At 42.8% G+C, this 22,780-nt stretch carries 24 protein-coding genes and 3 pseudogenes; 18 read left to right on the top strand and 9 right to left on the bottom strand.

What is annotated here, in order from left to right:
* Positions 1–399: 399 nt before the first annotated feature.
* The gene (locus tag HUG15_RS06340) at positions 400–1,596 is read left to right on the top strand and encodes a DUF418 domain-containing protein (protein ID WP_211202354.1); all 1,197 of its coding nucleotides are present in this window, start codon (positions 400–402) and stop codon (positions 1,594–1,596) included.
* 341 nt (positions 1,597–1,937) lie between these two features.
* Here HUG15_RS06340 and HUG15_RS06345 read toward each other — a convergent pair whose 3' ends face one another.
* Positions 1,938–2,129 (bottom strand): DUF4305 domain-containing protein, encoded by a 192-nt coding sequence (locus HUG15_RS06345; RefSeq protein WP_246516515.1) that lies wholly within the window; start codon positions 2,127–2,129, stop codon positions 1,938–1,940.
* Positions 2,129–2,851 (bottom strand): CPBP family intramembrane glutamic endopeptidase, encoded by a 723-nt coding sequence (locus HUG15_RS06350; protein ID WP_200127866.1) that lies wholly within the window; start codon positions 2,849–2,851, stop codon positions 2,129–2,131. Before HUG15_RS06350 ends, HUG15_RS06345 begins: the two co-directional genes overlap by 1 nt.
* A 337-nt stretch (positions 2,852–3,188) precedes the next feature.
* Between HUG15_RS06350 and groES the strand changes: the two genes are divergently transcribed.
* Together groES and groL are read left to right on the top strand one after the other, a co-directional pair.
* A complete protein-coding gene (gene groES, locus HUG15_RS06355; RefSeq protein WP_200127868.1) occupies positions 3,189–3,473 on the top strand; it encodes a co-chaperone GroES in 285 nt (94 codons plus the stop codon).
* A gap of 55 nt (positions 3,474–3,528) precedes the next feature.
* The gene (gene groL / locus HUG15_RS06360; protein ID WP_200127870.1) at positions 3,529–5,172 is read left to right on the top strand and encodes a chaperonin GroEL; all 1,644 of its coding nucleotides are present in this window, start codon (positions 3,529–3,531) and stop codon (positions 5,170–5,172) included.
* A 99-nt stretch (positions 5,173–5,271) separates the two neighbouring features.
* On the opposite strand, the gene HUG15_RS22865 is transcribed toward groL, so the two are convergent.
* The 5 genes from HUG15_RS22865 to HUG15_RS06380 all read right to left on the bottom strand — a co-directional run bounded on the left by HUG15_RS22865 (position 5,272) and on the right by HUG15_RS06380 (position 8,059).
* Positions 5,272–5,529 (bottom strand): tyrosine-type recombinase/integrase, encoded by a 258-nt coding sequence (locus HUG15_RS22865; protein ID WP_246516516.1) that lies wholly within the window; start codon positions 5,527–5,529, stop codon positions 5,272–5,274.
* Between the two features lie 117 nt (positions 5,530–5,646).
* Positions 5,647–5,856 (bottom strand): Arm DNA-binding domain-containing protein, encoded by a 210-nt coding sequence (locus tag HUG15_RS22870; RefSeq protein WP_246516517.1) that lies wholly within the window; start codon positions 5,854–5,856, stop codon positions 5,647–5,649.
* A 121-nt stretch (positions 5,857–5,977) separates the two neighbouring features.
* Positions 5,978–6,553: a DUF4352 domain-containing protein gene (locus tag HUG15_RS06370; protein ID WP_200127872.1), complete on the bottom strand. Its 576-nt coding sequence runs from the start codon at positions 6,551–6,553 to the stop codon at positions 5,978–5,980.
* Between the two features lie 85 nt (positions 6,554–6,638).
* The gene (locus HUG15_RS06375; RefSeq protein ID WP_200127874.1) at positions 6,639–7,607 is read right to left on the bottom strand and encodes a DUF4352 domain-containing protein; all 969 of its coding nucleotides are present in this window, start codon (positions 7,605–7,607) and stop codon (positions 6,639–6,641) included.
* Positions 7,608–7,708: 101 nt separating this feature from the next.
* The gene (locus HUG15_RS06380; RefSeq protein ID WP_425504030.1) at positions 7,709–8,059 is read right to left on the bottom strand and encodes an ImmA/IrrE family metallo-endopeptidase; all 351 of its coding nucleotides are present in this window, start codon (positions 8,057–8,059) and stop codon (positions 7,709–7,711) included.
* Positions 8,060–8,727: 668 nt separating this feature from the next.
* On the opposite strand from HUG15_RS06380, the pseudogene HUG15_RS06385 reads away from it, so the two are divergent.
* Positions 8,728–9,285: pseudogene (locus HUG15_RS06385) on the top strand (class I SAM-dependent methyltransferase); the annotation flags it as partial.
* Positions 9,286–9,407: 122 nt separating this feature from the next.
* Here the strand turns inward: HUG15_RS06385 and HUG15_RS06390 are convergent.
* On the bottom strand, positions 9,408–10,625 hold the full coding sequence (locus HUG15_RS06390; protein WP_200127876.1) for an IS110 family RNA-guided transposase: 1,218 nt from the start codon (positions 10,623–10,625) through the stop codon (positions 9,408–9,410).
* Between the two features lie 239 nt (positions 10,626–10,864).
* On the opposite strand from HUG15_RS06390, the pseudogene HUG15_RS22875 reads away from it, so the two are divergent.
* The 10 genes and pseudogenes from HUG15_RS22875 to HUG15_RS06435 form a co-directional block, all read left to right on the top strand.
* Positions 10,865–11,053: pseudogene (locus HUG15_RS22875) on the top strand (class I SAM-dependent methyltransferase); the annotation flags it as partial.
* 390 nt (positions 11,054–11,443) lie between these two features.
* A pseudogene (locus tag HUG15_RS06395) lies at positions 11,444–12,147 on the top strand (nucleotidyltransferase domain-containing protein).
* A 317-nt stretch (positions 12,148–12,464) separates the two neighbouring features.
* Entirely contained in the window at positions 12,465–12,728 is a 264-nt protein-coding gene (locus HUG15_RS06400) for a hypothetical protein (protein ID WP_211202355.1), read from the top strand.
* A 540-nt stretch (positions 12,729–13,268) separates the two neighbouring features.
* The gene (locus HUG15_RS06405) at positions 13,269–14,015 is read left to right on the top strand and encodes an SDR family NAD(P)-dependent oxidoreductase (RefSeq protein ID WP_246516518.1); all 747 of its coding nucleotides are present in this window, start codon (positions 13,269–13,271) and stop codon (positions 14,013–14,015) included.
* Between the two features lie 200 nt (positions 14,016–14,215).
* The gene (istA, locus tag HUG15_RS06410) at positions 14,216–15,766 is read left to right on the top strand and encodes an IS21 family transposase (RefSeq protein ID WP_200123701.1); all 1,551 of its coding nucleotides are present in this window, start codon (positions 14,216–14,218) and stop codon (positions 15,764–15,766) included.
* Entirely contained in the window at positions 15,763–16,545 is a 783-nt protein-coding gene (istB, locus tag HUG15_RS06415) for an IS21-like element helper ATPase IstB (protein ID WP_200123700.1), read from the top strand. The genes istA and istB overlap by 4 nt, the downstream gene beginning before the upstream one ends.
* Before the next feature lie 28 nt (positions 16,546–16,573).
* On the top strand, positions 16,574–16,891 hold the full coding sequence (locus HUG15_RS06420; protein ID WP_200123699.1) for a hypothetical protein: 318 nt from the start codon (positions 16,574–16,576) through the stop codon (positions 16,889–16,891).
* Between the two features lie 168 nt (positions 16,892–17,059).
* Positions 17,060–17,755 (top strand): SDR family oxidoreductase, encoded by a 696-nt coding sequence (locus HUG15_RS06425; protein WP_200127881.1) that lies wholly within the window; start codon positions 17,060–17,062, stop codon positions 17,753–17,755.
* A gap of 171 nt (positions 17,756–17,926) precedes the next feature.
* Positions 17,927–18,415 carry a hypothetical protein gene (locus HUG15_RS06430; RefSeq protein ID WP_200127883.1) on the top strand — a complete coding sequence of 163 codons (489 nt, stop codon included), beginning with the start codon at positions 17,927–17,929 and terminating at the stop codon, positions 18,413–18,415.
* On the top strand, positions 18,396–18,830 hold the full coding sequence (locus tag HUG15_RS06435; protein WP_211202356.1) for a VOC family protein: 435 nt from the start codon (positions 18,396–18,398) through the stop codon (positions 18,828–18,830). The genes HUG15_RS06430 and HUG15_RS06435 overlap by 20 nt, the downstream gene beginning before the upstream one ends.
* 35 nt (positions 18,831–18,865) lie before the next feature.
* Here the strand turns inward: HUG15_RS06435 and HUG15_RS06440 are convergent, their stop codons facing one another.
* Positions 18,866–20,080, bottom strand: a complete 1,215-nt coding sequence (locus HUG15_RS06440) for a CynX/NimT family MFS transporter (protein ID WP_200127885.1) — start codon at positions 20,078–20,080, stop codon at positions 18,866–18,868.
* Positions 20,081–20,335: 255 nt separating this feature from the next.
* Here HUG15_RS06440 and HUG15_RS06445 point away from each other — a divergent pair, with 255 nt between their 5' ends.
* From HUG15_RS06445 to HUG15_RS22885, 4 genes are all read left to right on the top strand, one after another.
* Complete coding sequence (locus tag HUG15_RS06445) at positions 20,336–21,262, top strand: aldo/keto reductase (RefSeq protein WP_200127887.1); 927 nt, start codon at positions 20,336–20,338, stop codon at positions 21,260–21,262.
* A gap of 46 nt (positions 21,263–21,308) precedes the next feature.
* Positions 21,309–21,605 carry a hypothetical protein gene (locus HUG15_RS06450; RefSeq protein ID WP_200127889.1) on the top strand — a complete coding sequence of 99 codons (297 nt, stop codon included), beginning with the start codon at positions 21,309–21,311 and terminating at the stop codon, positions 21,603–21,605.
* A 662-nt stretch (positions 21,606–22,267) separates the two neighbouring features.
* Positions 22,268–22,501 carry a type I restriction enzyme endonuclease domain-containing protein gene (locus tag HUG15_RS22880; RefSeq protein ID WP_246516620.1) on the top strand — a complete coding sequence of 78 codons (234 nt, stop codon included), beginning with the start codon at positions 22,268–22,270 and terminating at the stop codon, positions 22,499–22,501.
* A gap of 58 nt (positions 22,502–22,559) precedes the next feature.
* Positions 22,560–22,703: a hypothetical protein gene (locus HUG15_RS22885; RefSeq protein ID WP_246516519.1), complete on the top strand. Its 144-nt coding sequence runs from the start codon at positions 22,560–22,562 to the stop codon at positions 22,701–22,703.
* The last annotated feature ends 77 nt before the right edge of the window (positions 22,704–22,780 follow it).

The raw sequence follows: 22,780 nt of genomic DNA on the forward strand, positions 1-22,780 counted from the left end.
GGATAATAAACGCGCCTGATATATAATCTAGACAAAGAAATCTTGTACACCGTTTCGCCAATGTGTAAAGCGGAAAGCTTGCCAAATTTACTTGGACTGCAAATCGTTTCTTCAAAGGGCGCTGTAGGATTTAGTCCTCTACATGATCCCAACCATCTGAAATATATTTCAGATGAATGTCAATCTCATGGGAAAGTCTAAATAGGAAGTCAAAAAAAGACGCAATGGATATACGAATTGTTCATGCATTGATAAGATAGCCATGGTTAACGAGGTCCGCTTCAGCTATGTACGGCACCCTTAAAAAAGGGACGTGCCTTTTGAGAATTAATGTTAGTCGTTTTGATGGTTATTATTGTTGCCTGATCGACAAGAGATTATTTTAGAGGTAGTCATAAAATGATGAATAAAAATCATACAAAGGAAACGGACGGCAACCCCTCACTCGCTCGTGGTTCTGTTTCGAATAATGAGCGTTCGCTTGCCCCGGACTTAGCTCGAGGGTTTATGCTGTTAATGATAGCTTTGGCCCATGCCCCATTGTGGCTCGATATCACGGAGACAAATTTATTAGGCCGTCCGGAAGACGGGGGTCCCCTCAGCGAAGGCATTAACTTCGTTAGTGCTCTATTTGTGGATAATAGAGCAGTCCCTATGTTTGCGGCATTGTTTGGTTACGGGATGGCTATGATGGTTAGACGACAGCTTTCTGCTGGTACGTTAGAGACAGAATCCAGGCGATTATTATGGCGGAGATCCCTGTTCCTCCTACTGTTTGGTTTTATTCATCTTGTATTTATCGGCGGAATTGATATTTTGGCGTTTTATGGATTCGCCGGGCTGCTCATCGGCTGGGTATTATTCTGCCGAGATAGTATTCTTCTAAAAACTATCCTGCTTGTCCTCTTATTTTCTCTCATCCTTATTCCTGTCGTGTGGATTGGAGTCGCGTACGGATATGGAATGAACATAGATAGAACGAACCCGGATTCATATTTAGAGGCTATGCTGGTTAATTTGATTAGATTTCCATTTAGGATCATAGCTCATCTTTTCATGCACCCGATACTTCTCCCTATCCTTGTTGGAATATGGGCGGCACGCAAGAATTTGTTAAATGGTACATCTCATCGCCAACTTTTGATACGCATCGCGATCATTGGGATTTCGTTCTCGGTGATGGGTGCCCTTCCGCTCGCTATGATCGGTATTCAATGGTGGGAGCCGCGGCCAATAATGGTTGGATTAGCCACTGCCCTTCAAATGTTAAGCGGACTTGCTGGCGGCTTTGGGTATCTGGCAGTGTTTGGGCTCATCGGTCCGATTGCTAGTCGAACGGGTCACTTTACCCGTTCATTGGTCGCTTTGGGGAAACGATCGCTCACCTTTTATGTATTCAATGAAACCATGTTGGTTATCATTATGTCACCGGTGGCATTCGGTATGGGGCGGGTATTAAATAGCCCCGGAGCATTTGTGGTCGCCGTGATTGTTTGGATCATAAGTCTTATTTTGGCTGCAGTTTTGGAGCGCAAGGGAATACGCGGGCCGGTAGATGCTTTGTTACGTCGATTAATCTATCGAACCAGTTCATAATGAAGCAATCACTTTCGATGAGGGATGTTCCTTGTGTGGAAACATTCCCAAAAGAGGTGCGATAGATGGTTGATCGCGCCTCCAGTATAAATTTTCTCAAAATACAGATATAATGCTACGGAGACGGACATAAACCGCTACGAACATTATAGCAACAAAAACATGATCTTGACGGTTTAAAAACGCCTTTCCGATAGACTGAGTGTCTATGCAGTGAAACTGCCGTAGGGGTTACCCTATGACTCGCGTAAGACCTCCAAAAGGGCACATCCCTTGTACGGTATATGCCCTCCTCAGGCGTATTACACATGGAAGTTCGGTCCTTTAGTGCCGGGAAGGTGTCACTTATCGTTAGGGCTTTTGCCTGTTTTTTTTATAAAGTGCCAAGCAATGAGATAATCAAGGGCGGCTAACCCAAGAAGCAAAATTGGAAGGAAGCCCCATCCTTCCAGCTGCACTAGGAGAACCGCGAAAAGAACAAATAACGTTCCGATGGCAACATAGACAAAGCTTAAGAAACCCGGTGAGCGCATCACATCCATGCTCCCAAGATGCCGAAGATAAACTGAAGGTTTTCTTCTATCTCTTCCAAGTCCTCCATGTCGATATCGAGAAGGATCGGCAGAGACGCAAAAGCATTCATGAGCACGTGGGCAATGATGGGAACGATAATTCGTTTGCTCCACACATACAGACCCGCGAATATGAAGCCGACGGCTGCATAGACGAGGATATGCGTAAAATCCAAATGGATGGCAGAGAAAATCAAGGAACTAATCAATGCTGCCCAAAAGAAATTCATTTTTTTGTAAAGATGCCCAAAGATTGCTTGTCGGAAAACGAGCTCTTCAAGAATCGGACCAACAATGACAACGGCTAGGAGGAGCCAAATGTTTTCATTCATAATATCGAGCAACATTTGCGTGTTTTCCGACTCGACCGGAGCGTCATATAACAATTGTTGAATTTGAAAAGCAATATTTTGCGCGAAAAGCGCAGCGATTAATCCGCCAAAGCCCAATAATAACGACCAACCGAGGTGCATCGGCGGTTCGTTTCCGCGCACCGGGTCCCTCTCTTTACGGATTAAAAGCCAAATGATGAGTAACCCGAGGGAAAAACTTGAAATCGTCGAAATGGTGATAACATCACCAAATTCGAATCCGAGCGCGTACAGCGGAATGGCCAAAACGGCGCTAAATAGTTGCGCGACGACCACAAATGTAATGATCACAAACCAGTATCGTAAACTCAAAAAGCACGACTCCTTTTATTTTTTTAGTAGGTAAGAAAGTATAAATCCACTTTCTTACCTACATAAGTTTGGTGAAAAGCCAAGTTTTCTAACAATGACTTCACACATTGTATCACAGCAGAACGGTATGCGCAGAGAATTCAATATCTTGTCATCGCATAAAAAAGCAAAAAAATTTTCCGTGGGGCTTGCAAAAGACGCATGAACCTTTTATTATTGTAAGTGGTGTTAGCACTCAAACATAAAGAGTGCTAACAATAGACTAGAAACGTAAGTTTCGTTTTTGCAACCCGCAAAACGACACTTCACATTTCCATTTTAAAGGAGGGTGTTTTCCTTGTTGAAGCCATTAGGTGACCGAATTGTCATCGAGCAAGTGGAACAAGAAGAACAAACGGCAAGTGGCATTGTACTTCCTGATTCCGCACAGGAGAAACCGCAAGAAGGAAAAGTCATTGCTGTCGGAAATGGACGCGTGACGGAGAATGGCGAAAGAGTTGCTCCGGAAGTGAACGAAGGCGACGTAATCATTTTCTCCAAATACGCGGGAACGGAAGTGAAATACAACGAAAAAGAATACCTGATTTTGCGAGAAAGTGATGTACTCGCGGTTGTTGGGTAAAGACGTTTCGTAGGCCGGCTGCCTACATATTTTCCAAAACAGGAGGGAATAAACGATGGCGAAAGATATTCGTTTTAGCGAAGATGCCCGCCGTGCCTTGCTACGTGGGGTAGACGAGCTCGCTAACGCCGTAAAAGTAACATTGGGACCAAAAGGACGGAACGTCGTTCTTGAAAAGAAATTCGGTTCTCCGCTTATTGCCAATGATGGTGTAACGATTGCCAAAGAAATTGAACTTGAGGACAACTTTGAAAATATGGGTGCGCAACTCGTATCCGAAGTTGCCAACAAGACAAATGACATTGCTGGTGACGGTACGACAACCGCCACAGTTTTAGCGCAAGCGATGATTCAAGAAGGGCTTAAGAACGTGACATCCGGTGCTAGTCCGGTAGGATTACGCCGCGGGATTGAGAAAGCAACGACAGCTGCGATCAAAGAGCTTCAAAGCATCTCCCGCGAAGTCGAAGGCCGTGAGTCTATTAAACAAGTCGGTTCCGTCTCTGCGAACGACGAAGAAGTCGGTGAATTTATTGCGGAAGCAATGGGACGTGTCGGAAACGACGGCGTGATCACGGTTGAAGAATCGAGAGGTCTTGACACGGAGCTAGAGGTCGTGGAAGGGATGCAGTTTGATCGTGGGTACGCGTCTCCTTACATGGTGACCGACAATGACACGATGGAAGCGAGTCTCGATGACCCTTACATCTTGATTACAGACAAGAAAATCACAAACATCCAAGAAGTATTGCCATTGCTCGAGCAAGTCGTGCAGCAAAACAAGCCGATCCTTATCGTTGCTGAAGACGTAGAAGGGGAAGCACTCGCGACACTTGTATTGAACAAACTTCGCGGAACGTTCAATGCCGTTGCCGTAAAAGCACCGGGATTCGGCGACCGCCGAAAAGCAATGCTCGAAGATCTGGCCATCCTCACCGGTGGAACAGTCCTTACGGAAGACCTTGGACACGACTTGAAATCATCAACGATTGATCAGCTCGGACGCGCCGGAAAAGTTGTTATTACCAAAGATAACACGACCGTTGTCGAAGGTGCAGGCGAAGCGCAACAACTCACCGGACGCATCAACCAGATCAAATCGCAAATTGAAGAAACCACATCTGATTTTGATCGTGAAAAACTTCAAGAGCGTTTGGCTAAGCTTGCCGGCGGTGTAGCTGTCATGAAAGTCGGCGCTGCTTCCGAAACGGAAATGAAAGAGCGCAAACTTCGCATCGAGGACGCTCTCAACTCCACGCGCGCTGCCGTGGAAGAAGGCATTGTATCCGGCGGCGGCACTGCCTACGTTAACGTTTACAAGGCTGTGAAAGCCGTGGATGCTTCAGGCGATGAAGCAACCGGTGTAAGCATCGTGTTGCGTGCGCTTGAAGAGCCTGTCCGTCAGATTGCTACCAATGCCGGACTGGAAGGCTCAGTCGTTGTTGAACGTCTCAAAGGCGAAGATGTAGGCACCGGCTTCAACGCGGCAACAGGCGAATGGGTAAACATGGTGGACGCCGGTATCGTCGATCCGACAAAAGTGACCCGTTATGCCATCCAAAACGCAGCATCCGTTTCTGCAATGTTCCTCACAACCGAAGCGGTTGTAGCTGACCGTCCCGAAGAAGACGACGGTGGCGGTGGCGCCCCAGACATGGGCGGCATGGGAGGAATGGGGGGAATGGGCGGCATGATGTAACGAGGTTTTCAAAACCTTGATACACCGCACCATACACCCTTTAAACTCCGTGAAAAGTAGCCAAATGGCATATTTTTGGCATACTTTTTCTTCAAAAGATTAATTTTGTGTTCGTTTCATGAGGTCGCTGAACTTATCAGCGGCTTCTTTTTTACGTGATTTTGTGACATGCAAATATACACTTCTTGTTGTATCGTCGTCTTTGTGACCAAGCCTGTCCATTATTTCATCGAGATGCACACCAGCCTCTGTTAAAAGCGATGTATGGGTGTGCTTTAATGAGTGGGACGTTAGGCTTTCATTCAGTCCGGCTTTCTTCATTAGGCGCTTCATGCGACGCTCAACTGTCTTGATCAATACCGGGTATCCATATTCTTTTTCGACCTTACCGAAAATGTAGCCTTTATTGTAGTAGTCCGACCCAACGATGTTGATAAGTTCATTTTGCGCTCCGGTTGACGCATAATGATTAAGCTATTCATCCGCAAAGTCAGCAAAACTGATGTCGGATTCTTTAATATACGTATCTTCATCCAATGTTTTTTCAACATCTGCCACCGCCAACTCTGCCTCTTTCTTGCGCTTAAACTCTCCTTTCGTAATGTACTCACGATCGCCTGTTACCGGGTTGCGGTACGCAATTTGGTAATACCAGGTCTTACCTCGCTTCCTGTACGATGCCATTTTATATCGCTCCTTCCAAGATTATTTTTGATTCTAATTGCAGCATTGCTGGTTGTTAATTGAAACTCATGTTCGATAATCACTTGAAAGAAAAGCCCTAATGAAAGGGCTGTGTGCGTCTTTAATCTTCTAAACTAATCTCAACCGTATCATCTGTAAAGAGGTTTTCCTCATAAATAAGAATAAGTTCGTCATCATCTTCTGGCGTTTCGAAAGTTACGGTTCCGCTTGTTTCTCCGTCAGGGGCCAACTCCCCAGAACTTAACTCATCGTCAGAAGTCACTATAGTTGTACCTTCGATATTACCACTACCATCTTGCACCGAAAAATCAAGAGGATTGTAGGAAACATTTTCATCGCTCTCGTTTTCCAATTGCAATTCGACGGCTGTAAAAACATTTCCGTCTGCTGGCGATTCAAATTCTTCGCCTTCTACTTCATCTACGCTTGTAACTTCGATCATGTAGCCGTCTATGTCAACGGTTTCCCCTACACTGAAAGTTTGATCTAGGTCATCAATATCCTCATCTTCATCTTCATCTTCATCTTCTTCATCGCCATTCTCGTCTTCACTTTCTTCGCCCTCGTCAGTATCTTCGGCATCTGCTTCCTCAGCGCCGTTTCCGTTTTCACCTTCGCCACAAGCTGATAAAACTAACAATGATCCAATTCCTAATGCAACTAAGTATTTTCTCATACATTTAACCCCCTAAATATAATTACAATTTACATGATACTATATATAAACAAACTTTTGTAGTAATACGCAGAAACTATTTCCATCAATCATTTGTAGTAATAGTCTCATCTTCTATGTCAATTATAAACCCTTGGTTTTCATCGTATTCGCTGCGAGGGATGAACGAGATTTCTACTACATCTTCGACATTTTTTAGCTCGTAAGTTGAATCAACGGTGGCTCTTGCTCCTCCAGAAGGTACTTCTCTGTATACATTGGAGTTAGTATCGGAGTATCCTCCCGCCACTTCATCTAAAAGTTCACCACTCTGGTGTACATCTATACCGCTTGCCATCAAAAATGTGGCTTCGTCATTTTCGTCGGAAAGTAGGTTGTTCGTCCAGTAAAAACGAAAATCCATTAACAATTGATCGTCTTCTTCGTATACGTGAACCTCATCAGCTTCTACTGAAAAACTCATGAAAAAAATAGATTCATCTGATTCGATGGTGAGGTCAATTGGTTCTTCCACAGAATCTTCGTCGTCCTCGCCTTCTTCCTCACGCTCATAATAAGTAGCGGCGAATGACTGAATATCATCTATTCCTTCGTCTTCATCCATTTCCTCAACATCTTCTGCTGCAAACTCATAACTGAAAACTATGTCTTCGTTATCATCTAACAAGTAAAATGCAGAATCAGGAGTTTCATCTAAATGATGATATTGTTCTAAGATATTTTCAATATCTCGCTCAAACCCTCGTTGTCCACTGAAGAAAGGGTCACCGTAATCAATTTTAACCGATGTTCCCCCGTCATCCGAAGAACCATCTTTATAATCGTCGCCAAGGATTTCTTCTGCTATGTCTAGCGGATCATTGGATATCAAGTCGTATTCTTCGCTTTCATCTTCATCTTCTAATGCTTCGGCGTTCACTTCTTCTTCGTTTTCTTCCTCTTGGGAAGCTGATTCTTCATCTTCGTTACCAATAGCACCAATTATCAGAATACCGATGATGACGAAAAACCACCATCGTTTATAGAACGGTTTCTTTACTATTTCTTCACTCATAATATTAACCCCCTATAATTAATTACAAGTGAAATAATACTATACAAACTAAAGCTTTTGCAGTAATACACAGAAACTATTTCCATTAAAAGATAAAAAAATTAATCACTAATCCTTTTCAGATGCGTCACTTCTTCAGGAACACCATAAATGCTGCCTAATTCTTGGATTGTCATATTTGTATCTTGATAATTATAGATTATATCGTCCTGTAATAGTAGTTTAGCAGCGAAAGCGTTGGCCTCCGTTTCAATCTTATCCATTGAGAAAAAAGTATTTTTCTTTAAAAAAGGAGTGTTCACGTCCGGATGTAACACGGAATGCCCAAGTTCGTGAGCACAAACAAACCTTTGCATGCTCTCGTTCAATTTATTATTTATGTGAATAAAACGAATCCGCCTGGAAGTGTGAAAATAACCAAGAGTGGATCCCAACTCCTCGTACAGGATCACAATATGTTTTTGTTCTGCAATCTTAAAAGGGTTATCGGTTCGGTGTTTCTTAATTAGACTGTGTGCACATCGCTGTTCATATAATATTTAACTTCGAGAATATTTGGCATTTTTGTTGCCATGGAAACGGTGTTTGCAATCAATCTCCACTCTGATTCTGTATGCTTCGGATTTGCGATAAACGTTTGCTTACTCCTTGTATAACCCCCAAGAATGTGTGTTCTTGTTATATTATATAGGAACACCTGTTTTTAATCAAGGGACGGAAACAAGATAATTTTAATGGCATACAAAAAAGCAAATGACATACCTTTTTTTATTATTTGAGTAAGTGTTGATTATTTAAAGTGACTAATAATAAAATGGAATTGCTTAAGCGAGGATAATTTTATGTAGCATTTATTCGATGAAAAATGCGTGGAGTTAAGGGCGGCATGTTGTAATGCCCGCCTGAATCCCTTCATACGAGGGTTTTAAGCTATTCTCCTTAGCCTTTAAGAGCGAAAAACTAACATTTTGTGTTGAAAATTGGTTTTCCGAGCTAGCCGCATTCTTTTAAAGAGTGCGGCTAGCTTTTTGTGTTAAAATAAAGTTTGATGGTTCGATCACTATTATTTGTTTCGTTAAAGGACCATTAAATGAATAAGGTAACAGGAGATGTATTGACGATAAAACAAAACAAATATGATAATCCAAAATTTTTTTCTGCGTACGAACAAATGCCTCGATCAGTTAAAGGACTTGAAGGAGCTGGAGAATGGCATATATTAAAAGAACTTATACCAGACCTGAAAGATAAAAACGTACTCGATTTGGGTTGCGGTTTCGGTTGGCATTGCTTATATGACCGTGAGCAGCAAGCGTGCTCTGTAATAGGTGTAGATATATCTGAAAAGATGATACAAAGCGCTCGTGAAATGACAAAGGATCCCTTCATTTCGTATATTAAAGCGCCAATTGAGGATATCGATTATTCAAACTCTCCATTTGACGTGGTATTCAGTTCTCTTGCTTTTCACTATATTAAGTCGTTTAAGTCAATCTGTGAAAAAGTTTATGATTCCCTAAAGCCTGGAGGAAGCCTTGTTTTTTCTGTGGAACACCCAATTTTTACTTCTCGAAGAGAACAAGAATGGTGTTATGATGACCAAAGGAATCGCCTGCATTGGCCAGTTGATAACTATCAAAAAGAAGGCGTACGTGAAACATCATTCTATCCTGAAAATAAATCATGACACTGGCATAAAAAAGGCAATAGGAAACTAAGACCTATTTACAGTCCAATATTTACCAATTTTTTATTATGGTGGTCGTCCCCTAATGACAAACCTCCTTGAGATGAGAGCAATTAAGCCGTTGGTTCGATAGTCACGTCATAGCCTAGATCTTCTAAACGTTTGATTGCTTGTCGAGTGACCACTTCTTTCTTTCGCTCGTCAAAATAGGTGGGGCCCAATTCCCGATAAGGTTCCCTCCGTTGCAGCATATGGTAAGCGCTCGTCAAAATCGAATGGGCAACGGCGACGGCGCCTCGATTCTTCCCTCGGCGTGCAGCAATTCGATGGTATTGGGAAGACAAATAGGTGTCTTTGGTTCTTGCTACGGCGCGGGCGGCTTCTGTAAGGGCGGATTTTAACTTTTTGTTGCCCTTCCTGGTTTTACCTGACTTTCGTTTTCCCGCACTTTCATGGTTCCCTGGAGCGATCCCGGCCCATGAGCATAAATGAGCGGCCGATGGAAATCGACTCATGTCGTTGCCGATTTCAGCGATGATCGCCTCTGCGGTTCGCAGGCCGACGCCGGGAATGGTATCGAGAAGGGCCAGGTCTTCCTCAAAAGGGCGCATCCGCTCCTGAACTTCATTGTCCATCTCGGCGATTCGTTCACTTAAATCGTCAATATGCCCCAGTTGCATGCGGAGCATCATCCGTTGATGCGAGCCCATCAAGCCTTTTAACGCGCGTTCCAGTTCGGCCTTTTTGTTTTTGAGTCGGCGTTGGGCGAATTGCGCCAAAACTTTGGGGTCTTCCTGGCCGTTGGCCAGGGCTTCCAACATCATGCGTCCGGATTTGCCAAGGACATCGGACGCGACCGAAGACAGCTTGATGTTCGCTCCTTCCAACACTTTTTGAAGACGATTCACCTCCCGGGTGCGTTCTTCTACCAGACTTCGACGGTACCGTACCAACTCTCGAAGCTCTCGTTGCTCGCGAGTGGGAATATAACTTCCTTGCAACAGCCCATGCTTGAGAAGGTCGGCCAACCACTCGGCATCTTTGACATCGGTTTTGCGTCCGGGAACCGCTTTGATGTGCTGGGCATTCACCACAATTGCTTCAATGTCTTCGAGCTCTAACAGATTATAAATCGGTTTCCAGTAGACCCCAGTGCTCTCCATCGCAACATGGGTGCATTGCTCTTCTTTGATCCAGTCGACAAGAGCCATCACCCCGTCCGTCATGGTATTGAACGTTTGTATATCCTTGCCTTCCGGGGTCATCCGACAAGCGGTCACTGACTTCTTGTGAACATCAAGCCCACAACATCGCTCATACATCACCTTCATGATTCCAGTCTCCCTTACGGCTGAGGTAATTGAAAGGCTGGTGCAACAACCAAAATGGGTTAATCTACCCTCCGTGCTCTATGGCAACAATCTACGGTGCACCGGGTCGTTGTGATCAGTCTTAAAGACGGGTTCGAAACACCAAAGAATGACGACCTACCTTCGCCAGCCGTATAGACTACATTCGACAGAAACCATTTTCATTCCTCTATTGGTGCAGCGTCAGCTGCATGGGGGTCTTAAATGAAAATGTTACAAAATACCATCGTACAATTTCAACTTATATAAATAATCTTATTGACACCCATTTTATTATAAAAGCAGTGAAAGAATCGTTTCCTTCAGATGAAATGTCAAAAAATAATCCCCAAATGGAAGATGAAAATCGGAGGCCCATGTTCTTAATGATTTCAGCAAATAGGAAATGAAGATCAAGCTAATAGGATCTCCTACAAATAAAATTTGAGTCAAGTGAAAAATTTGTTGTGCACATTGAGTAATTAGGGACTGCTGAATAACGGAAAAAGATTCGCACATAAGCATTTTCCGTTGATGTTGTCAAAACTAGGTGCAAGGAAATCTATCCTAAAAGCAGAAAACCCTTGCACCATACGGAGGAATGACGCTGCAATGGCGAGATTGCTACGGAAAAACGGATGCGTCAAGACCCCGCAGCGCCGGTTTTGTGCGAGGAGGCTTGATCGTTCGTCCGCGGAAAGTGAAGCCATGGAAGCGGCCTCCCGGCTTCAGTTTATATTTGCAAGTTGTTCAGCAATCCCTAATTATATATAGCTGTAGCTCTTTCGGAGGGAAAAGCTTTGAATAATAATTTATCCTTCATTAAATATGCAACGATTTAGACTTAGTAAAAACAGTTTTAAATGCCTCTTTCCCGGATGATAAATTAATTGGGTTAATGGTTACTGGTTCTGTTGCACGAGGAGACGCATATCCAGATTCTGATTTAGATTTATATATTCTTTTAGAAAATGGACATATTAAAAGATTTCATTCAGAAGTAAAAGAAAATATCCTAATCGAATATAAATATGCGAATTTTAAACAAGCGCAATTGAATTTAGAGAAAAATTCTATGGAAATATACTTATTTCTAGATGGAAAAATATTGTTTGATAAAAAAGGGGTGTTGGTGCGATTAAAAACAATCGCCCAACAAAAATTTAAAGGTTATTGCGTATCCGAAAAAGAGGTTAAAAGCATTTCCCATTGGTTATGCAGTTCACTTTACAAGATTAAAGCAGCGGAAAAGATGCAGGGTGAATTTAAAGCATCCTATGTAGTGAGTACATCTATTTGGGCGATGCTAGAAGGGATTTGGGCTATAAACAACAAGCCAATGCCACCTTCTGGCGCGGTTTGGGCACACATACAAGCGTTAACCATTCGTATGAATGATATGGATGAATTGCTTAATAATGTGTTCTTGGGAAACACACCTGTACGTATTGCTTCATTTAAAAAAATTAGCGAGTGGATTATAGCAAAATTAGAACATAAATGAAATATTGATCGTTCATTTCTCTTTTAATGGGGATGCTTTTTACTAAAAATATCCTGATAACCCTTCCAATGCTTTCGAAGAAAAAACAAGGCTTATCCAAATCAAATCATACCGAAGAATAATCGCACCCCCACTCGGGTGCTTTTTTTATTTCCTGATTAACACGAGCCGGTGCTCGTTTGAACCAGGAGAGTCGTTTGTTTTTTGTACAAGTAGGTATATGCATTACAAGCAATGTACGATCTTACATAAAGTATTGTATGCCTCATTGAGAAAGGGGGTATGGAAAATGTATAATAAGTGGGATGAACTCGTCTTTGGCGTTAACTTCGATGGTGATCGATACAAGTGTAAATGCGAAAAAGAAAGAAGCAAACACGATCATTGCGGATGTAATAAGCGCCACGATCACTGTGGATGCAAGAAAAAAGACGACCACAAGCGCGAGCAAGAGTGCACAGTCAAGTTCTATTTTGATTGTGACTAATTGTAATCCTCCGTTGTCCCCCTTCAATGATCCCTTGGCAGATGCCAGGGGATTGTTTTTGTGGGAAAAAAGCACGAGTCAGTGCCCGTGCTAATATCCAATTGCACCTCTATAAACTACATTACCAGATGTCTCTTGAGAGCTTCGTGACTCATTGTCACCGTAGTATGTTTCAGATGCCATACCGAGAATTTCAGTTCCGCTTGCGGACTAAACTCCTTAAATGGAGTACAATTTCTTGTATCAGCGTTACACAAACGAACCTAAAGAAGCCTGAGATGCATTGTTGTATTAAACTTCAATATTTACATCAAATGAACGGTTAGGATTTGATATTTGCTCATCCAACACTATCGTCTGTTGTGAAATAAAACCGTTCTTCATTTTGAATAGAGGAGTCATTTGCAAATGCCGTTGATGATAGCCCGGTAAATGCAAAAACAATGGCAAAGGACATCATGAAAACAGCACTCGGTTACTTCGTTTACTTTTGCGGGAGCATTCTTGCATGACGTCTTGTTGTGCAACACCTGAACTTAGTATACTAAACAAAGGTATATCTAATTTTTGAAATGGGCTCTGCATTTTTTTGATTTCCGGAAAAGGGTCAGATCGAATAAGGAGGTAAATTATAATGACACAACAAATAATGCGTTTTGAAAACAAAGTGGCGCTGGTGACAGGCGGACGTTCGGGGATTGGCAGGGCTATCGCTCGTCGGCTGAGCGACGAAGGAGCGACCGTGATTACCGCACAGCGTGGCGAGGATGAGGAATTTGACTGGATCGCGGCAGATTTCTCCGATCCGCATACACCGGAGCGGATCGTTGCAGAGGTCATCGCTCGCACAGGTAGGCTCGATGTGCTGATCAACAACGCGGGCATGATGATGGAAGCCGGGATTGAAGAACTGAGCCTTGAGGATTGGCAACGTAATCTCAACTTGAATCTGACGGCTCCCTTCCTGCTGATCCGCGCGGCGCTGCCTTACCTGCGTAAGACGCGAGGCAACATCGTCAATACTGGTTCGGTTGAGGGATTGGCCGCCAACCCAGGGCATGCGGCCTACTGCGCCTCCAAGGCCGGACTTCACGGACTGACCCGTTCGGTAGCGGTGGACCATGGCTATGAAGGCATCCGTTGCAACGCGGTGGCGCCCGGCTGGATCGACACCGATCTCAACCTTGATTTCATCGAAAACGCACCTGATTCAGAAGCATTCCGACGCGACATCGGGCGCATTCACCCTGTGGCCCGTACAGGCTCCCCTGAAGAGGTGGCAGCGCTCGTGGCCTTTCTCGCCGCCGATGAGGCTGGGTTTGTCACAGGAAAGATCTATACAGTAGACGGCGGCCGGATGGACAAGTTGAGCCTCCCCTGAATCATAACTTCATATCGCTTTAATGCTATATTCTAAGGAGGTGAGTATTGCATTCGGTTTGTACCACCCTTGCAATCTTTTTTACCACCAAGTGCGGAGATATTTACCACTTATTGCGGAAGCCTTTACCAATACACCACCTCCTGTATACTTAATGGGCATGCCAAACGGCATGACATTAGGAATACAGGAGGTTTTTTATGTTCCCATATCGACAGATGCTGGAATTACATGACGAGGAAAGGAGTTTACGAAGTATCGCAGCTATGACCCGCCGTTCAAGGCAAAAAGTAACGGAAGTCATACGCTTGGCGGAGAAAAGAGGGTTGAAGTGTCCGCTCGATGAGGAAATGACAGATGCTTGGATTGAAGATTTTCTATATCCAGAGAAAAAGTTAGAAGCTTCTGGACGGCAAATGATTGATTTTGATTATTTGCATGAGGAGTTGGCCAAGCCCCATGTCACTTTGACATTGCTTCATGAGGAATATGTGAGGAAAGCCCGGGACCAAGCGAAGATTCCCTATGCCTATCGGACTTTTACGGAACACTACCACAATTTTGCCCAGAAGTATAAAGCGACCATGAGAATTAAGCGGAAACCAGGGGAATTGTTAGAAGTCGATTGGGCAGGTTCTACCCTATTTATCATTGATCCCGATACCGGGGAAAAAGTGAAAGTCTATGTATTTGTGGCAGCTTTACCGTGTTCTCAGCTTTCCTATGTGGAGGGCTCTTTATCCATGGATTTAGCTTCTTGGATTAAGCTTCATCAACACGCGTTTGAATACATGGGAGGCACCACCCAAATTATTGTGCCCGATAATTTAAGGACAGGGGTGACCAAGCATACCTCCAAAGAGCTGGTGTTAAACAAGACGTATGAAGAAATGGTCCGCCACTATCACTCCGTGGTCATGCCAGCACGCGTGCGTTCACCCAAAGATAAGCCGAGTGTGGAAAGTTCGGTGAACACGGTGTCGACGTGGATTATCGCTGCGTTAAGGCATGTCCAATGTTTTACGTTGGAGGAAATGAACCAAGAGATCCGAAAGAAGCTAGGGGAGTTTAACCACCGGCCCTTCACAAAAAAAGAAGGCTCTCGCTGGTCAGCGTTTATGGAAGAAGAGAAGTTCGCCCTTACTCCTCTTCCCGTTAAACCCTACGAGATGTCTGAGTGGCGAACCGCCAAGGTGCAGCCTGATTATCACATCTCTGTGAAAAGCATGTTCTACTCCGTTCCCTATGAATACATCGGAAAGCACGTCGATGTGAAAGTCTCAGATCATGTGATCGAAGTCTATTTCGATCACATGAGGATTGCCTCACATCAAACATTATATGGGAAATACGGCCAACATTCTACTGTGAAAGATCATATGCCGGATAACCATAAGCATTACGTGGAACAAACGCCGCAAAATGCATTAGATTGGGCTACAGATGTTGGGGAACATACGCTTTCCGTGGTGAAGTTCTTGTTGGAGAGCTACGGGGTTGAAAAACAAGCGCTGAAGTCTGTTTTTGCCTTAAAGAAATTGGAACGCACCTACACGGTTTATGATATCGAACGTGCGTGTAAAATGGTCCACCAGATCACGAATCGGCCTACAGTAAAAAGTATTCAAACGCTCATCAAGAACAATAAAAAAGCAGACGCAGAGAAAGCTTTCACACAGAAGCAACAGAACGTCAAAAATAAGCATGCGTTTACACGTGGGGCTTCCTATTTTGGAGGGAAAAACAAATGAACCAGCAGAATATTGATAAACTAAAAACATTGAAACTATCAGGGATGGCAGAAGCCTATGAATCTCTTTTCACGAAGGCAGAAAATAAAGAGATGGATTTTGATACATTATTCGGCATCTTAATTGACCATGAAGAATCCCGCCGGAAAAGTAATAAACTCAACCGTCTTCTCAAACAGGCAGCGTTTCCTGAACCGGCTTCAATCGAAGAGATCATGTATTATGATGACCGGAAACTAGACAAAGATTTACTCCAGCGTTTAGCCAGCGGAAGCTATATTCTGGATGGGCGAAATATTATCTTTAAAGGCGTGTCTGGAGCCGGGAAATCGTGGATGGCCGCCGCATTTGGCGTACAGGCGTGCCGACAGTTCTTCAAAGTACATTACACACGGCTTCCTGATCTATTAGAGGAATTTAAACTTGCAAAATATCAACAGGATGACAGCTATGTCAAACTCATGAGAAAGCTTCTAAAGGTAGATCTTCTTATTCTTGATGAATGGCTGCTTCACGCCTTAACCAATGAAGAAGCAGCTCTCCTTCTTGAAATCATAAACGCAAGACGTCAGGCAAAACAATCCAACATCTTTTGTTCTCAATTTGATATTGATGGATGGTACGAGAAACTGGGAGATGGCACCTTGGCAGAAGCCATTCTCGACCGAATTATTCATGATTCCTATGATATTTTCATTGACGGAAAAGTGTCGATGCGCGAACGTCTTGGTGTGCAAAAACAAACGGCAAACGATAAAGAGAACAACAATTTTTTATAAAAAACCTAGAAATGAAAGGGTGTTTAAAATGAGGGAATACATGACACTCGCGGAGACTCTCGATCTCCTACACAATTATGAGATTGACTGCGATGAATTAGATGTTAGAAAATGGATCGCTGAAGGTGAAATCGAAGCAACAGAAAATGGAGAAGATTTCAATATTACAGAGCCAGCAGTATTATCGTTTTTGGTCGATTTAAGTCGTGTTGGAACACCCTATGAAAAAGGAATTAGTGATAAAACCAAAATCGTAAGACTCGAGGAAAAAGTGGAAGAGTTACAAAAAAAGATTGATAAGCTGAAATGTGAGCTTGACTTTGAATTAGGGAGACTCCCATTTTAATGGCTAAAGATATTCCCCGCCCATGGGCGGGGAATATCTTATTTCAAGCCGTTCTTTTCATCTGTGGTAAAGGGATCCGCATTGAGTGGTACATTTTCCTGCAAAAGGTGGTAAAAAAGACCGCACAAGTGGTAAGAATTGTCCGCCGTACTCAAGGAGGAGATTGTAATGACAAAACAATTGATGGGGAAAACAGCCATTGTTACAGGAGCAAGCGGTGGTATGGGAATGGCAATTACTAAAGAACTTGCTAATGCAGGAGCGAACGTGGCACTTGCGGATAAAGAAAAACCTAAAAACATAGAAGAAATTGGCAATATGGAAAAACTATTATATATTCAAACGGACGTGACAAATAAACACGATGTTGGATCTATGGTTGAGCGTGCAAAGCAAGCATTTGGCCATATAGATATTTACGTGAACAACGCCGGAAAAATGGGTTCAAGCAGAGTTTTGCAAGGAGATGTTTCGAACTGGGATCAGATGATTGATCTCAATATAAAAGGGGTGCTTTATGGCATTAATTCCGTCTTGTCTGATATGCTTGAGAAAAAAAGCGGCCATATTGTAAATATTGATTCTGATGCAGGGCATGAGGTGTATGAGAGGCTTACGGTGTACTCTGCAACAAAATTCGCCGTACGTGCGCTTTCCACTGGACTGGAAAAGGAGCTCGCCAATACGGGTGTACGTACCACCAACATTTCACCAGGAATGGTAGAAACACCATTAAGTGCAAAAAGCCCTTTTGAAAATGGTAGAAAAAAACTCAATCCGGCTGATATTGCAAAAACAATCGTCTATGCTGTGACCCAGCCGGATTATGTGAACGTGAATGAGATTACGGTTAGACCGGTTTAACAAAACTATTTTGGTGAGCGCACTCTTGCAGAGGGTGCGACTCGCTTTTTTTGTAAATCGTGAGTTCGAGGCCTCAAGAACGTGTCCAAATAATGGAATAACACCTTTTCCGTGAAAAAATGTATTTTTTATCGTTTGTGTCGAACATTATGACAGGAAGAGGTGAAAAGGATGTTAAGAAAACATTCAAAAAAATATGTTTTACTGATTGTGCTCATTTTGCCTTGGTTAACCGTACCACTCCTGGGAAGTAAGGCATTTAAACGATTTCTTCCGGCTGCAATATTTATTTGTACATTTACGAAAGCGATCGATATATTTGGTCAAAATAAGAAATGGTGGACATTTTATAAAGGCATACACTCCTTTGACAGCATGAATTTCTTTAATTTTGGCCCTTACTTGGTGACAAGCCTCTGGGTGTTAAAAATGACATACGGTAATTTGCCTTTGTATTTTATATCTAATACCATTCTACATATTTGTTTTATCTATTTTGGAGGTTTAAGGATTGTTAAGCACTTTAAAATATTTTCCTTAGTAAAATTAACGAGATTTCAATACCTATTGATTGACGTTTTGAGAGGCTTACTTCTATATGGTTTTCAATATATGACGGAATTAAAGGAGTGTGTTCATAGTGACCGGAGTGGAAATTGATATGGTTGTTACAGATAGCTTAAAAGCATTGGAATTATACGAAGAAATATTTGAGATTCAACGTGTTGAAGTTACTGATTTCCCCAAAGGTGAAAATGAAGTCATTTTTAGCATATACGGCGTGAATTTTCACATGCTGGATGAAAATCCAACATTCGGATTGAAAGCACCAAACCCGGACGAGCCCAATACGATTTGGTTTAACATCACGGTTCCCGACATCAATGAAACATTTTCAAAAGCGATCCGTGTTGGCTGTACGGAGGTGCAACCGGTGACGGAAATTCCTGATTTCGGAGTTTCAAATGCTATATTTAGCGACGTTTTCGGCTATCAATGGATGCTTCATCAAGTTCACAAAGAAGTGAGCTTTGAAGAGCGCATGCGGCTTTTTGAGGAAAAAAGGGGGAATTAACATGACGCTAAGCGCCATGTTTGTTTGTATGAACGTTACGTCCCCCTTGCTTTAGTTGAAACCGTTTCGTTTTTCCCGGCTATCACTCCGGAGATAGCAATTAAAAGGGATACGATCATTAGTATGATTAAAGGGACTGTCCAGCCGTGAAACCATTCTGCTATTCCGCCTAGAAAAATAGGCCCGGTTGCGGCAAGTATATAACCAATGGATTGAGCCATGCCTGACAGTTGAGAGGACTCGGAAACCGTATTGGTACGAAGCACGAAAAACATCATTGCTAAACTAAATGTTGTTCCTGCACCAACACCCGCCAATAGTAAAAATACAATAATCAGTTGTGAAGATATAAGGGAAACCCCCAATAATCCAAAAAAGAAAAATAAGCCGGATGCAAAGGCAAGGATACGTTGATTATTTAATTTAGAAGCAATAATAGGTACGATAAAATTTGCCGGTAATAAGCCAATTTGAAAGAGTGCGATCAACCAACCGGCTTCTCCTTGATTAAACCCTTTTTCAAGCAGAATATCCGGCAGCCATGTGAAAAGGCTATATGGAATCAAAGATTGCAAACCCATATAAATAGTAACTGCCCACGCAATTTTGGATTTAAACAAATTGTTTGTTGGCTGCGCCTTTACTTGCCCGGGAACTTTTTTATTGTTAGAAAGAATGGCCGGTAATCGCAAGAGTAATACGAGTACGGCAAAAAATGATAGAACAGTCCATATTTGCAAGGAGTTTCGCCAGTCTAGAAGTTCTAAATCGGCTAAAGGAACGGATATTCCTGAAGCAAGTGCGCCAAATACATTCATAGCAACGGAATAAAGACCGGTCATTAGCCCAATCCGATAAGGAAAACTCAACTTGATTAGACCAGGCATAAGAACATTCCCTGCCGCAATAGCAATTCCAACAAGTAACGTCCCAAATAAAAGAATTGAAATTCCACCGAGTGAACGGATGAAAGTTCCAATAGATAAGATAACCATAGCTATTAATAATGTTTTTTCCATTCCTATTTTTCTAGATAAAATTGGTACAAACGGTGAAAATAATCCAAATGCAATAAGGGGCAATGTGTTTACCATCCCTATCAAGGCATTTGATACTTGTAACTCTTCCCTCAATAAGGGGATTAGAGGACCGACTGACGTCATAGGAGAACGAAGAGTGGCGGCTATCAACATCACAGCCGCAAGCAATAGAAACGTATAATACCGATCCCGGTTTGTTGTCATATCCATATATATAGACACCTTCTATGATCAAGTGATAAAGGAGGGTTAGAAACACCAATCTAGTATATCTTAATCACGAAACTTCAACAAGCGAATAGCCTTCATCGTTTCGGGCATCCTGAGGTTGGTTAGTGAAGAGCCTGGGGATAAGTATAAAATTATGTTATTGTTGAAAATAGAAGTTGGATAAGAGCACCATAATGTGAACCGTCCCTAAAGCTGCTCGCGATTTATTACATAAAATAGGAGGTCAAAGCCATCATGAAATACACGACATTACCCGGAACAGATTTGTCGGCGTCCAATATTATTATGGGCAATATGCGCATCGATTCCCTTTCTCTGCGGGAAATTGATCAACTTGTGAAATCGGCTCAAGAGGCAGGCATTAATTTTTTCGACCATGCCGATATTTACGGCGATGGTGAATGCGAATCCCTTTTTTCACAAGCGCTTTCCATGGACGCTACCATGCGGGAAAAGATGATTATTCAAAGCAAATGCGGGATTCATAAAGACGAAGGTTATTTTGACTTCTCCAAAGAACACATTTTGAGGTCAGTCGAGGGAATCTTATCGCGCTTACAGACGGATTATCTCGATATTTTACTTCTTCACCGGCCAGATCCGTTGGTGGAACCGGAAGAGGTAAGTCAGGCATTTGATGAATTGGAGAAAAGTGGTAAGGTCCGTTATTTTGGCGTCTCCAATCATAATCCAATGCAGATCGAACTGCTCCAGAGCGCTTTATCGCAAAAACTTATTGTTAATCAAATGCAGCTTGCGATTGCCCATACCCCACTTATCGATTCGGGAATTGCATTGAATATGACAAAAGATCAGTCGATTAACCGCGATAGCAGTACGCTTGAGTATTGCCGCCTCAAAGACATCACCTTGCAAGCATGGTCGCCTTTCCAAACGGGCTTTTTTGAAGGGGTCTTCCTCGGGGATTACGACCGTTTTCCCGAACTGAATAAGGTGTTGGACAGGCTTGCCGAAAAATATAAAGTATCCCCTGATGCCATCGCGGTCGCGTGGATCACCCGCCATCCGGCGAATATCCAAGTCGTTACCGGCACAACGAAAATCGACCGCCTGCAAAAAGCAAGTGACGGATCCGAAATCCCACTTACACGGCCTGAATGGTACGAGCTTTATAAAGCAGCAGGGAATATAGTCCCTTAAAAGGTTTATAGTCGATGGATAACCAAGATGGAGAGGAATGAAGCCAATGGGGAAGAAAAAGAATGCCACTTGGGCAGAAGCCAAAAAACGTTGTCGTCTGAATCAAGCTGACATCCAAATGGCAAAAGAACTGGGGATGACACCGAAAAGCTTATTGAAAAACATCCCTTCCCCTTCACAACAGTGGAAAGCGCCTGTAAAGGTATGGGTTCGTGATTTATATGAGAAAAAATTCGGGAAGCAACTTTCGATTGAGCACTCTAATCAACCACAGGATCGTAAAAAGAAGGGGAATCAGTCTGAAAAAACAAGTCGCATTCCGGATGAGGATTTGCCATTTTAGCCATGTAAAAATGAAAAAAGTTTGGCTGATAAAAGGGCTGCATTGTATCAGAATAATGGATCGTCCTTGTCAACGTTGGGTGAAAAATATCGGCCCTGCCCGCTCCATATCAAGTACGTGAAAGCAGATAAATTAAGCCGAAATTACAATTACCGCTAGGCGTACGCGCCGGCGGTTTTTAACGTTCGAACGGAGGCGTACAATTGGGAGTTAGAACCCGAACAGCAGTGAAAAACGGGTTGAAGGGTGACTAACCGAGTCATTAGCACCCGAACAAAGGGAAAAATATGCTCGAAAGGTCACTAATCATACAATTAACACCCGAACAGTGGAGGTGGACTGATTAAAAGGTCACTAACCATATGATTGGTATTCCGGTCAGCGGTAATGATCGTCACTAAACATAATCGGAACCTTTACCTTGACTCAGGTGTTTGAAATGTTTTGATAGAATTCTTCTTATTTTTTCTTGGAACCATTGATCCCGTACCATTCACTAATGACGTTTGTGGTCATTTTTCTATTCGGGAATAGAAATTGATATTCCTTTGCACTTCGCAGAGTGGCTGTTTCGTTGTCTTCCCGTAGTCGCAATATAGGAGGTAAAGAAACAGCATGAAGATTTACGGCTCAAACTGTTAAAGAAACTGCTGGAAGACCATATTCAAGTGAATTTCAAGCAAAACAGCCCGAAAGGAAAAGACATGAGGGAATTGCTCAAGAAAACACTCACCTATTATCATAACCGCATTATTCAGGCGGCAGATGTGCTACGTATGATGGTTGATATGAAAAAAGATGTCGATTATGAAGCGGACTTTCGCAAAGAACTTGGCCTGTCCGACGAAGAAGCGGAGTTTTACAAAGCAGTTACCATCAGTTTCTCGCGAAGCTAATCCACAAGGTCGTCAAAGAGTTGAAAAAGAACCTGAGTCACGATTGGACAAGCGAGGAATGAGCATTCATGCGAAAGTGAGTATGTCCGTAAAACGGGTATTGACGCAAGAAGGAATTAAAGGCGAGCAGTTGAAGTTTATAACAAACGCGATTATGGATGAAGCAAAGGAACAGTACAAAGATTGGCCACATGAGGCTTGATGATGGAAATGCCCGGATAGAGTTGAGATTCCGGGCTTTTCTATTGCCACAAATGCTGTTTAGTGTATATCGGTTAT

It is taken from the genome of Salicibibacter cibarius (genome assembly GCF_016495725.1).
Taxonomy (GTDB): Bacteria; Bacillota; Bacilli; order Bacillales; family Marinococcaceae; genus Salicibibacter; species Salicibibacter cibarius.

What these genes read in the sequence shown, in the direction of transcription:
- HUG15_RS06450 (WP_200127889.1), top strand. Translation starts at nt 21,309, where the DNA reads ATGGGGAAGAAAAAGAATGCCACTTGGGCAGAAGCCAAAAAACGTTGT.
- HUG15_RS06430 (WP_200127883.1), top strand. Translation starts at nt 17,927, where the DNA reads ATGTTAAGAAAACATTCAAAAAAATATGTTTTACTGATTGTGCTCATT.
- HUG15_RS06405 (WP_246516518.1), top strand. Translation starts at nt 13,269, where the DNA reads ATGACACAACAAATAATGCGTTTTGAAAACAAAGTGGCGCTGGTGACA.
- HUG15_RS22885 (WP_246516519.1), top strand. Translation starts at nt 22,560, where the DNA reads ATGAGCATTCATGCGAAAGTGAGTATGTCCGTAAAACGGGTATTGACG.
- istB (WP_200123700.1), top strand. Translation starts at nt 15,763, where the DNA reads ATGAACCAGCAGAATATTGATAAACTAAAAACATTGAAACTATCAGGG.
- HUG15_RS06390 (WP_200127876.1), bottom strand. Translation starts at nt 10,625, where the DNA reads ATGAAGGTGATGTATGAGCGATGTTGTGGGCTTGATGTTCACAAGAAG.
- HUG15_RS06345 (WP_246516515.1), bottom strand. Translation starts at nt 2,129, where the DNA reads ATGCGCTCACCGGGTTTCTTAAGCTTTGTCTATGTTGCCATCGGAACG.
- HUG15_RS22870 (WP_246516517.1), bottom strand. Translation starts at nt 5,856, where the DNA reads ATGGCATCGTACAGGAAGCGAGGTAAGACCTGGTATTACCAAATTGCG.
- HUG15_RS06445 (WP_200127887.1), top strand. Translation starts at nt 20,336, where the DNA reads ATGAAATACACGACATTACCCGGAACAGATTTGTCGGCGTCCAATATT.
- HUG15_RS06340 (WP_211202354.1), top strand. Translation starts at nt 400, where the DNA reads ATGATGAATAAAAATCATACAAAGGAAACGGACGGCAACCCCTCACTC.
- groL (WP_200127870.1), top strand. Translation starts at nt 3,529, where the DNA reads ATGGCGAAAGATATTCGTTTTAGCGAAGATGCCCGCCGTGCCTTGCTA.
- HUG15_RS06440 (WP_200127885.1), bottom strand. Translation starts at nt 20,080, where the DNA reads ATGGATATGACAACAAACCGGGATCGGTATTATACGTTTCTATTGCTT.
- istA (WP_200123701.1), top strand. Translation starts at nt 14,216, where the DNA reads ATGTTCCCATATCGACAGATGCTGGAATTACATGACGAGGAAAGGAGT.
- HUG15_RS06375 (WP_200127874.1), bottom strand. Translation starts at nt 7,607, where the DNA reads ATGAGTGAAGAAATAGTAAAGAAACCGTTCTATAAACGATGGTGGTTT.
- HUG15_RS06370 (WP_200127872.1), bottom strand. Translation starts at nt 6,553, where the DNA reads ATGAGAAAATACTTAGTTGCATTAGGAATTGGATCATTGTTAGTTTTA.
- HUG15_RS06420 (WP_200123699.1), top strand. Translation starts at nt 16,574, where the DNA reads ATGAGGGAATACATGACACTCGCGGAGACTCTCGATCTCCTACACAAT.
- HUG15_RS06425 (WP_200127881.1), top strand. Translation starts at nt 17,060, where the DNA reads ATGACAAAACAATTGATGGGGAAAACAGCCATTGTTACAGGAGCAAGC.